Origin of the sequence: Streptomyces sp. NPDC029041 (assembly GCF_040637515.1) — a bacterium.
Lineage (GTDB): Bacteria > Actinomycetota > Actinomycetes > Streptomycetales > Streptomycetaceae > Streptomyces.
Window position 1 is genome coordinate 616,774 of sequence record NZ_JBEZWO010000005.1, and the last position, 10,450, is coordinate 627,223.

The following is a 10,450-nucleotide window of genomic DNA, read 5'->3' on the forward strand; positions in this document are numbered from 1 at the left end:
GGTCCGGCGCCTGCGCACACCCATCCCGAAGCCGGGGTCCGCTGTCGGTGACGTGCCCGGTCGCGGCCGTCCCGAGCATCCGCCCCGGACCTGACGCCGCCCTGACCTGAGGTTACGGCTGGGAGTCCTCTTGGCGTCCGCCCGGCGCGCTGCCGAGGGGCGAGGGTAGTTTGTGCGGACCGACAGTACTTTTTCAGGAAGGTTGGCCGTGGCTGCTGATCTGTCGCAGGTCGTGAAGGCGTACGACGTACGCGGGGTCGTCCCCGACCAGTGGGACGAGTCCCTGGCCGAGCTCTTCGGAGCGGCCTTCGTACGGGTCACCGGCGCGAGCGCCCTCACGACCGGGCACGACATGCGGCCCTCCTCCCCGGGCCTGTCGCGGGCCTTCGCGCGCGGGGCGGCAGCCCTGGGCGCCGACGTGACGGAGATCGGCCTCTGCTCGACGGACCAGCTGTACTACGCCTCGGGCGCCCTCAATCTGCCGGGCGCCATGTTCACCGCCTCCCACAACCCCGCGCAGTACAACGGCATCAAGATGTGCCGCTCGGGCGCCGCTCCCGTCGGGCAGGACACCGGCCTCGCGGAGATCCGTGAACTCGTCGAGCGCTGGAGCGAGTCGGGCGCGCCGGAGCCGGCCGCGCGGGCGGGCACCATCACCGGCCGCGACACGCTGTCGGACTACGCGGCCCATCTGCGCTCCCTGGTCGACCTGACCGCCATCCGCCCCCTGAAGGTCGTCGTCGACGCCGGCAACGGCATGGGCGGGCACACCGTCCCCGAGGTCTTCGCCGGCCTGCCCCTGACGCTGGTGCCGATGTACTTCGAGCTCGACGGCACCTTCCCCCATCACGAAGCCAACCCCCTCGACCCGGCCAACCTCGTCGACCTGCAGAAGCGGGTCCGCGAGGAGGGCGCCGACCTGGGACTCGCCTTCGACGGCGACGCCGACCGCTGCTTCGTCGTCGACGAGCGGGGCGAGCCGGTCTCCCCGTCGGCGATCACCGCCCTGGTCGCCTCCCGCGAACTGGCCCGGCACGGCGGCAAGGGCACGGTCATCCACAACCTGATCACGTCCTGGTCGGTGCCCGAGGTCGTCGAGGAGAACGGCGGCAGCCCGGTCCGCACGCGTGTGGGCCACTCCTTCATCAAGGCCGAGATGGCCCGCACCGGCGCGATCTTCGGCGGCGAGCACTCCGCGCACTACTACTTCCGCGACTTCTGGAACGCCGACACGGGCATGCTGGCCGCCCTGCACGTCCTGGCGGCCCTCGGCGGCCAGGACGGCACCCTGTCCTCCCTCGTGGCCCAGTACGACCGCTACGCGGGCTCCGGCGAGATCAACTCCACGGTCGCCGACCAGCAGGCCAGCCTCGCCGCCATCCGTTCCGCGTACGGCAACCGCGAGGGCATCACCCTCGACGAGCTCGACGGCCTCACCGTCTCCGCCGCCGACTGGTGGTTCAACGTCCGCCCGTCCAACACGGAGCCGCTGCTGCGCCTGAACGCGGAGGCGAGGGACGCCGGGACGATGGCCCGGGTGCGGGACGAGGTGCTGGGGATCATCAGGGGCTGAGGCCCCGCCCCCACCGGCGGTAATCTGACCAGGCACGACCCGAAGCGCCCACACCCCCCGGAGAAGCCCCATGCCCCTCGAATCCGGCCTCCTCGAGATCCTCGCCTGCCCGGCCTGCCACTCCGCCCTCACGGAGCAGGACACCGAGCTGATCTGCACCGGCGCCGACTGCGGCCTGGCCTACCCGGTCCGCGACGGCATCCCCGTCCTGCTCGTCGACGAGGCCCGCCGCCCCGCGTGAGGGCCGGGTGCGCACGCACCCGAGCGACACCCCGGTGCACATGACGCCGGGCCCAGCGGGCACGATCCAGGACACGTCACAACGGACCCCGGCGATGGGAAGCTGCCGCCCATGCTCGACGAATCGCTGCTCGACTCTCCGGAGGGCCTCGCCGAGGCCGACCACCGCGGGCTGCTCCGCGGCGCCGCGGAAGCCGGCGCCCGCGTACGCACCGCCGCCCGCCACGCCGCAGAGGCGGGCGTCCACGACCTCAAGCCGGACGGCCGCCCCCGCGCGGTCCTCATCGCCGGCCCGGGTGCCGCCGCCACCCACGCCGCCGACCTGATCGGCACGCTCGCCGGCGCCGGCAGCCCGGTCACCCGCCTCGCCCCCACCGGCGTCGCCCCCGCCGCGGGCGCCCTGCGGTGGGAACTGCCCGGCTGGGCCGGCTCCGTGGACCTCCTGCTGATCACCACCCCGGACGGCACCGAACCCGGACTGTCGCTGCTCGCCGAGCAGGCCTATCGCCGGGGCTGCACGGTCGTCGCCGTGGCCCCCGCCCGTACCCCGCTGGCCGAAGCCGTCGCCGGCGCGCACGGCCTGTTCGTCCCCATGGCGACCGCCCCCTACGACCAGGACGAACCCCTCGCCGCGTCCGCCCCGGGCGTCCTGTGGGCCCTGCTCACCCCGCTGCTGGCGCTCCTGGACCGCACCGGCGTGCTCGCCGCCCCGCCGGACGCCCTCGGCAAGGTCGCCGACCGGCTCGACCGCGTCGCCGAACGCTGCGGCCCGGCCATCGCCACGTACAGCAACGCCGCCAAGACCCTGGCCGCCGAGCTGGCCGACGCGCTCCCCCTCGTCTGGACCGAAGGCACCTCGGCGGGTCCGGCGGGCCGCCGCTTCGCCGCCGCCCTCGCCGAGCTGTCCGGCACCCCCGCCGTCGTCGCCGAACTCCCCGAGGCCCTCGCCGCCCACGGCGCGCTGCTCGCCGGTCCCCTGGCCGCCAGCGCCGACCCCGACGACTTCTTCCGCGACCGCGTCGAGGAACCACCCGCCCTGCACGCGCGCGTGGTGCTGCTGCGCGACCGCCCGATCGGCGGCCTCACCGCCGCACCCGGCGCCCGCGACCTCGCCCTCAGCCACGACACACCGATCAGCGAACTCGAACCGGAGGCCGGCGGCGAACTGGAGACCCTCGCTGAGCTGATCGCCATCACGGATTTCGCCGCGGTTTACCTGGCGCTCGCTTCCAGGGCCTGATCTTGCCAGGGACACCCTGACGCGCCCGTACCCCGCACAGCAGAGAGAACCCCATGGACCGCCTCGACAACACCATCCGCCCCTACGCCTGGGGATCCACGACCGCCATCCCGCGGCTGCTCGGTGCCGAACCGACCGGCCGACCGCAGGCGGAGATGTGGATGGGCGCCCACCCGGGCGCACCCTCCCGCACCGGCCGGGGCACGCTCGTCGAGGTCGTCGACGCCGACCCGGAGAAGGAACTCGGGCCCGCCGCCGTCGCCAGATTCGGCCCCCGGCTGCCCTTCCTCCTCAAGATCCTCGCCGCGGGCGCCCCCCTCTCCCTCCAGGTCCACCCCGACCTCGCCCAGGCGCAGCAGGGTTACGCGGAGGAGGAGCGGCGCGGCATCCCCGTGGACGCCCCGCACCGCAACTACAAGGACGCCAACCACAAGCCCGAACTGATCTGCGCCCTCACCGAGTTCGACGGCCTGTGCGGCTTCCGCGCCCCCCTGGCGGCAGCGGCTCTCCTCGACGACCTCGGGGTCGACTCCCTCAAGCCCTACGTCGACCTGCTCCACGCCCACCCCGAGGACGCCGCCCTGCGCGAGGTCCTCACCGCGATCCTCACCGCCGACCCCGACGAGATGTCCCGCACGGTCACCGAGACGGCGACCGCCTGCACCCGCCTCGGCGGCGCCTACGCCCCCTACGCCGACATCGCCCACCACTACCCGGGCGACCCCGGCGTCCTCGCCGCGATGCTGCTGAACCACGTCCGGCTCCAGCCCGGCGAGGCCCTCTACCTCGGCGCCGGCGTCCCGCACGCCTACCTGAACGGCCTCGGCGTGGAGATCATGGCCAACTCCGACAACGTCCTGCGCTGCGGCCTCACCCCCAAGCACGTCGACGTCCCCGAACTGCTGCGCATCGTCCGCTTCCTCCCCGGCGACCCCGGCGTGCTGCGCCCCGAGGCCTCCCCGGACGGCGAGGAGGTCTACGAGACCCCCATCGACGAGTTCCGCCTCTCCCGCTACGTCCTCCCCGAGGCGGGCGCCGCCCACGACCTCACCCGCCCGGCCCCGCAGATCCTGCTCTGCACGGCCGGCACCGTCCGGGCCGGCGAGCACGACCTCACCCCCGGCGCGTCCGTCTTCGTCCCCGCCGGCGAAAAGGCCGAAGTGTCCGGAACGGGAACGCTTTTCCGGGCCACCGTCGTCGCCTGACCGTTTCGAAGCGCCCCGTGCTGGTGACCTGACTCACCGCTCTCGCGGCGGGCTGCAACAATGGCCCACCGTCAAGCACGGGCAAAGCCACGGGCACGCACCAACACGGTCGCCCGGGCCCTGGAACGGCATACGAAGGGACAACGCGAACATATGAGCGCGTCAGGCGGCACCAAAGCGATCGTGGCGGCACTGGCCGCGAACCTCGCGATCGCGGTAGCGAAGTTCGTGGCGTTCATCTTCAGTAACTCGTCGTCGATGCTCGCCGAGTCCGTCCACTCGCTCGCCGACTCCGGCAACCAGGCGCTGCTCCTGCTCGGCGGCAAGAAGGCCAAGCGCGAGGCGACCCCGCAACACCCCTTCGGCTACGGCCGCGAGCGCTACATCTACGCCTTCCTCGTCTCCATCGTCCTCTTCTCGGTCGGCGGCATGTTCGCCCTCTACGAGGGCTACGAGAAGATCAAGCACCCGCACGAGCTGACGCACTGGTACTGGCCGGTCGGCGTCCTCGTCTTCGCGATCATCGCCGAGTCCTTCTCCTTCCGCACGGCCATCAAGGAGTCCAACGCCCTGCGCGGCCGCCGCTCCTGGAAGGACTTCGTCCGCCACGCCAAGGCCCCCGAGCTCCCGGTCGTTCTCCTGGAGGACCTCGGCGCCCTCGTCGGCCTGATCCTCGCGCTCGGCGGCGTGGGTCTCGCACTGCTCACCGGCGACAGCGTCTGGGACGGCATCGGCACCCTCTGCATCGGTGTCCTGCTCATCCTGATCGCCCTGGTCCTCGCCGCCGAGACCAAGTCGCTGCTGCTCGGCGAGTCCGCCGGCGTCGAGGAGACCCAGAAGATCGAGGCCGCCCTCGTCGACGGCGACACGGTCACCCGCATCATCCACATGCGCACGCTCCACCTCGGCCCCGAGGAACTCCTCGTCGCCGCCAAGATCGCCGTCCAGCACGACGACACGGCCACCGAGATCGCCGCCGCTATCGACGCCGCCGAGGCCCGCATCCGCGACGCCGTCCCGATCGCCCGCGTGATCTACCTGGAGCCGGACATCTACAGCGAGAGGGAAGCGGCCAAGGGCCCCGACCCCGAGGCCTCCCCGGGCGGCCCCGCCACCCACCCCACCGAGCACTGACCCTTCCTCTCCGGCCCACGGGGCCCGCCGAACCACTCGGCGGGCCCCGTCCGGTTTCCGGGCTCCGCCACCCGCCGGTCGTGCGGCCCGTCCTCCGGTCCGTCACATGATCGGCTCGATGTGTTCGCCCACGGACTGGGGATCGCACCCGCGCCCGGTGTAGCTTGGGACGGAGCCAGACGTCGCTGCTGATGGCGGTCGGGCGGTCCCGAAGCGGACCGACCGAGGGAGAGAGGGCCTCCGACGGACTGCGCTGCGCGCACGCGGGCATGCCTGTGTCCTCTTCCGGGCACCCCTGTGTCCGCCGCCGCGCAGACCAGCCGTACCCACCCTCGACCCACACCCCGAGGAGCAGCTCGCAATGACGACTGTCGAGAACCGACAGGACTTCAAGGTCGCCGACCTCTCCCTGGCCGAGTTCGGCCGCAAGGAGATCACCCTCGCCGAGCACGAGATGCCCGGCCTGATGGCGATCCGCAAGGAGTACGCCGAGGCGCAGCCCCTGGCAGGCGCCCGTGTCACCGGCTCCCTGCACATGACGGTGCAGACCGCCGTGCTCATCGAGACGCTGGTCGCCCTGGGCGCGCAGGTCCGCTGGGCCTCCTGCAACATCTTCTCCACCCAGGACCACGCGGCCGCCGCCATCGCCGTCGGCCCGAACGGCACGCCCGACAACCCGCAGGGTGTTCCGGTCTTCGCCTGGAAGGGCGAGACCCTTGAGGAGTACTGGTGGTGCACCGAGCAGGCGCTGACCTGGCCGGACAGCCCCACCGGCGGCCCCAACATGATCCTGGACGACGGCGGTGACGCCACCCTCCTGGTCCACAAGGGCGTCGAGTACGAGAAGGACGGCAAGGTCCCCTCGCCCGACACCGCCGAGTCCGACGAGCACCGCGTCATCCTGGAGCTCCTGACCCGCACCCTGGGCGAGAACCCCCAGAAGTGGACCCAGCTGTCCTCGGAGATCCGCGGCGTGACCGAGGAGACCACGACCGGCGTCCACCGCCTGTACGAGATGCAGCGCGACGGCGTCCTGCTGTTCCCGGCGATCAACGTCAACGATGCCGTCACCAAGTCGAAGTTCGACAACAAGTACGGCTGCCGCCACTCCCTGATCGACGGCATCAACCGCGCCACCGACGTCCTCATCGGCGGCAAGACCGCGGTCGTCTTCGGCTACGGCGACGTCGGCAAGGGCTGCGCGGAGTCCCTGCGCGGCCAGGGCGCCCGGGTGATCGTCACCGAGATCGACCCGATCTGCGCGCTGCAGGCCGCGATGGACGGCTACCAGGTCGCCACCCTCGACGACGTCGTCGACAAGGCCGACATCTTCATCACCACGACCGGCAACAAGGACATCATCATGGCCTCGGACATGGCCAAGATGAAGCACCAGGCGATCGTCGGCAACATCGGTCACTTCGACAACGAGATCGACATGGCCGGCCTCGCCAAGATCCCCGGCATCGTCAAGGACGAGGTCAAGCCGCAGGTCCACACCTGGACCTTCCCCGACGGCAAGGTGATCATCGTCCTGTCCGAGGGCCGCCTGCTGAACCTGGGCAACGCCACCGGCCACCCCTCGTTCGTGATGTCCAACTCCTTCGCGGACCAGACGCTGGCCCAGATCGAGCTGTTCACCAAGCCCGACGAGTACCCGACCGGCGTCTACGTGCTGCCCAAGCACCTCGACGAGAAGGTCGCCCGCCTCCACCTCGACGCGCTCGGCGTGAAGCTGACGACGCTGCGCCCCGAGCAGGCCGAGTACATCGGCGTGAAGGTCGAGGGCCCGTTCAAGCCGGACCACTACCGCTACTGAGCCGAGCAGCACCGCTGCCGGCCGGCCGGTAACCGGTCGAATCCCCGAGGCAGGCCCCCGCACCCCCGTGCCGGGGGCCTGCCCCGTTCGCCCGCCCGGCGACCGGCCCAGCCCGTCAGGACCCAGGACTCCCATGCCCCGCGGCCGCTATTCGCTCCACGATCCGCACGATCACACCCCCCTCGCAGACGAACACTTCCAGTGCGCCCCCGGCCCCTCGGGCTGGCGCTACGTCTCCCAGCTGACCACCCCCACAGGGGATCACCACGGCTCCGTCGACCTCACTCTCGACGAACTGGGACGACCCCTCCGCCTCGAACTCCACGCCGCCGCCTGGCAGGTCCGCGGCGCAGCCCTCGACGGCGTCACCTGGGTCCGCACCGACCCCACCGGGACCGAGGCCACGGAAGGCAATGTGCGCGCCCACGCCTTCACCGGCACGTCCCCGGCGTTCCTCGTCGCCACCGCCCGTCTCCTGCGCCTCACCCCCTCCACAGCCGCCACCCGCGTACGCCTGGTCGCTTTCACGGATCCGGTCCTCGCCCCCCGCACCGTGGACCAGTCCTGGGCCTTGCTGGGAAGCGAAGCACACGCCACTGACAACGGTCCCCTGACCGTGGACGAATACCAGGTCACAGCCCTGGACACAGGCGAGCAGCACACCGTGCACCTCGCCGGGGACGTGGTGCTCGCAGCCCCCGGCATCGAGCTGGAAGACCTGGAATCACCACCGTCGGTGTTCACCTGAGCGGACAGCCGCGCGCCGCCGGCACAGGCCCCGTGCTACGCCGGCGGCACGAACCCGGTGCGGGGCCGCTCGCCGGCCGGGACCGACGGTGGCATCGCCGACGCCGCGGGTCGCTCCCCGCTTGCCGCCTCGGACACCGCCTCTGGCACCTCAGCCGGCGGTCGGAAGCCGCCCGCGGCGCCGTCCACGGCGGAAGCATCGACTTCGGCGACCGGGTCGACAGGCACCGCGACGGCGGCGGACGTCGCCGCCGGGGCCGCCTCGCGCCCGAAAGCCCGCCGCACCTCCCGCGCCTGCCGTTCCTGCACGACCGCCGCCAGATACGCCGCCGGCGGCACACCGTGGGGTACCGGTGCCCCCGTACGCTCCGCCACATCAGCCGCGAGCCGCTCCGCCATCGACCAGCCCACCTGGGGATCCAGCTGCTGCATACGCGTCAGGTACTGCCGGACCGCGAGCCACAGGCCATCGGGCACCGCCGACAGATCGAGCCCCGAGAACCGCCCCGCCAGCCAGGGCGGTGGAGGCGGTACGAAACCCGTCCGCGCGACCGGAATCCGCTCCCGCACGACGAGCGTCCCGGCGAACACATCGCCCAGCCGCCGCCCACGCGCCGAGACGAACGAGGCGACGCAGGCGACGATGCCGAAGGTCATGAGGATCTCGATCACCCCGATCAAGCCCCTCACCAGCGCGTGCCGGAACCGGATGGGTCCTCCGTCGTCCCGCACCACACGCAGACCGCAGGCCATCTTCCCGAGCGACCGCCCGTGACTGAGCGTCTCCACCGCGATCGGCCCGCCCACCAGGACGAGAACGAACGACGCGATGGACAGCGCCGTCCGCGCCGCCTCGTCGAGGGAGGCCGTGGAGATGACCAGCACGACGGTCACCGCGATGTAGACGGCCACGACCGCCACCAGATCGAGCAGCACGGCCAGCGCCCTGCTGGGCAGCCTCGCGGGGCGCAGCTCCAACGCCACAGCCTCGCCCGTCACCAGCTCACTCACGCCCGCCGTCCTTCCCCTGCCCTGCCCCCGACAGGGCCAGTCTGCCAAGCTGAGGGCGCATCGCGTCGTAGTACGACAAGCTGATCCGCGACGAGCCTCCGACGACCAGCCGAGGAGAAGGCACACCGATGGACCTCGACGTCTTCGTCTCCGCCCACCGAGCGGAGTGGGACCGCCTCGAAGCCCTCCTCCGCCGCCAGCGCCGCCTCGACGGCGCGGAGGCCGACGAACTCGTCACCCTCTACCAGCGCACCGCGACACACCTCTCCCTGATCCAGTCCAGCGCGCCCGACCCGCAGCTGACCGGTCGCCTCAGCCAACTCGTGGCACGCGCGCGCAGTGCCGTCACGGGAACCCGACGCGCCTCATGGCGCGACGTCACGCGCTTCCTCGCCCACGGTTTCCCCGCCGCCGTCTACACGTCACGGCACTGGTGGGTGCCCACCGCACTCCTGTCCACGGCCGTCGCCGCCCTTCTGGGCTGGTGGATCGGCACCCACCCCGAGGTACAGGCCTCGATCGCGGCTCCCAGCGAACTGAGGGAGCTCACCCGCCCCGGCGGCCAGTACGAGACGTACTACTCCAGTCATCCGGCCGCGAGCTTCGCCGCCCAGGTCTGGACGAACAACGCCTGGGCCGCCGCCCTCTGCCTGATCCTCGGGGTGTTCCTCGGACTCCCGGTCCTCTGGATCCTCTTCCAGAACATGCTCAATCTGGGCGTCGGCGTAGGCCTGATGTCCTCGGCCGGCCGCCTCGACACGTTCCTCGGCCTGGTCCTCCCGCACGGTCTTCTGGAACTGACCGCCGTCTTCGTCGCAGCCGGCACGGGCCTGCGCCTCGGCTGGACACTCATCGACCCCGGCCCACGGACCCGGCGCACGGCGCTCGCGGAGGAAGGCCGAGCCGCCATAGGCATGGCCATCGGCCTCGCCCTCGTCCTGTTCGTCTCAGGAGCCATCGAAGGCTTCGTCACCCCGTCCGGCCTCCCCACCTGGGCCCGCATCACCATCGGCGTCGCCGCAGAAGTGGCCTTCCTGGCCTACGTCTACGTCCTGGGCAGCCGTGCCGCCCGCGCGGGGGAGACCGGAGACGTCGAGGCGGCGGAGCGCAGCGCGACCGTCCCGACAGCCGCCTGACCGTCCTGCCGACCGCCGGATGTGCGTCCACGTCCGTTCAGCTGCTAGTCTCCTCTTCGCCCCACAGGAGCCGTTGACACGGCGAGTGCGGGGAGGTAGATTCGAACAGTTGCCTGGAGATGGGCTCTAGTCCCAGACCGGCCACAGTGAACATCTGTCTGCTTCTTGAAACGTTGCTTTCATCGAAGCCTCTCCCGATGAATCGGAAATGAGCGGCCGGTCAGACCGGCCAAAAACTTCTGATAAAGTGGGAACCGCCGGAAAGGGAAACGCGAAAGCGAGAACCTGGAAAGCACCGAGGAAATCGGATCGGAAAGATCTGATAGAGTCGGAAACGCAAGACCG

Annotated in this window: 9 protein-coding genes; 8 read left to right on the top strand and 1 reads right to left on the bottom strand. The window is 71.5% G+C overall.

What is annotated here, in order from left to right:
* Positions 1-208 precede the first annotated feature (208 nt).
* From AB0F04_RS16155 to AB0F04_RS16185, 7 genes are all read left to right on the top strand, one after another.
* On the top strand, positions 209-1,573 hold the full coding sequence (locus AB0F04_RS16155) for a phosphomannomutase/phosphoglucomutase (protein ID WP_362041911.1): 1,365 nt from the start codon (positions 209-211) through the stop codon (positions 1,571-1,573).
* 70 nt (positions 1,574-1,643) lie between these two features.
* Entirely contained in the window at positions 1,644-1,814 is a 171-nt protein-coding gene (locus AB0F04_RS16160; RefSeq protein WP_078956308.1) for a Trm112 family protein, read from the top strand.
* A gap of 111 nt (positions 1,815-1,925) precedes the next feature.
* Complete coding sequence (locus AB0F04_RS16165) at positions 1,926-3,053, top strand: SIS domain-containing protein (protein ID WP_362041913.1); 1,128 nt, start codon at positions 1,926-1,928, stop codon at positions 3,051-3,053.
* Between the two features lie 53 nt (positions 3,054-3,106).
* Positions 3,107-4,258 (top strand): mannose-6-phosphate isomerase, class I, encoded by a 1,152-nt coding sequence (gene manA, locus AB0F04_RS16170; protein WP_362041915.1) that lies wholly within the window; start codon positions 3,107-3,109, stop codon positions 4,256-4,258.
* 153 nt (positions 4,259-4,411) lie between these two features.
* The gene (locus AB0F04_RS16175; RefSeq protein WP_362041917.1) at positions 4,412-5,392 is read left to right on the top strand and encodes a cation transporter; all 981 of its coding nucleotides are present in this window, start codon (positions 4,412-4,414) and stop codon (positions 5,390-5,392) included.
* Positions 5,393-5,753: 361 nt separating this feature from the next.
* Positions 5,754-7,211: an adenosylhomocysteinase gene (gene ahcY, locus AB0F04_RS16180; RefSeq protein WP_362041918.1), complete on the top strand. Its 1,458-nt coding sequence runs from the start codon at positions 5,754-5,756 to the stop codon at positions 7,209-7,211.
* Positions 7,212-7,344: 133 nt separating this feature from the next.
* Positions 7,345-7,959, top strand: coding sequence for a hypothetical protein (locus AB0F04_RS16185; RefSeq protein WP_362041920.1), 615 nt, complete (start codon positions 7,345-7,347; stop codon positions 7,957-7,959).
* 35 nt (positions 7,960-7,994) lie between these two features.
* On the opposite strand, the gene AB0F04_RS16190 is transcribed toward AB0F04_RS16185, so the two are convergent.
* Positions 7,995-8,969 (bottom strand): RDD family protein, encoded by a 975-nt coding sequence (locus AB0F04_RS16190; protein ID WP_362041922.1) that lies wholly within the window; start codon positions 8,967-8,969, stop codon positions 7,995-7,997.
* A gap of 128 nt (positions 8,970-9,097) precedes the next feature.
* Between AB0F04_RS16190 and AB0F04_RS16195 the strand changes: the two genes are divergently transcribed.
* On the top strand, positions 9,098-10,105 hold the full coding sequence (locus AB0F04_RS16195) for a stage II sporulation protein M (RefSeq protein WP_362041923.1): 1,008 nt from the start codon (positions 9,098-9,100) through the stop codon (positions 10,103-10,105).
* Positions 10,106-10,450 lie beyond the last annotated feature (345 nt).

Excerpts from the sequence above, each read along its gene's own strand:
- AB0F04_RS16175 (WP_362041917.1), top strand. The coding sequence starts at position 4,412 with ATGAGCGCGTCAGGCGGCACCAAAGCGATCGTGGCGGCACTGGCCGCG.
- AB0F04_RS16185 (WP_362041920.1), top strand. The coding sequence starts at position 7,345 with ATGCCCCGCGGCCGCTATTCGCTCCACGATCCGCACGATCACACCCCC.
- AB0F04_RS16165 (WP_362041913.1), top strand. The coding sequence starts at position 1,926 with ATGCTCGACGAATCGCTGCTCGACTCTCCGGAGGGCCTCGCCGAGGCC.
- manA (WP_362041915.1), top strand. The coding sequence starts at position 3,107 with ATGGACCGCCTCGACAACACCATCCGCCCCTACGCCTGGGGATCCACG.
- AB0F04_RS16160 (WP_078956308.1), top strand. The coding sequence starts at position 1,644 with ATGCCCCTCGAATCCGGCCTCCTCGAGATCCTCGCCTGCCCGGCCTGC.
- ahcY (WP_362041918.1), top strand. The coding sequence starts at position 5,754 with ATGACGACTGTCGAGAACCGACAGGACTTCAAGGTCGCCGACCTCTCC.
- AB0F04_RS16195 (WP_362041923.1), top strand. The coding sequence starts at position 9,098 with ATGGACCTCGACGTCTTCGTCTCCGCCCACCGAGCGGAGTGGGACCGC.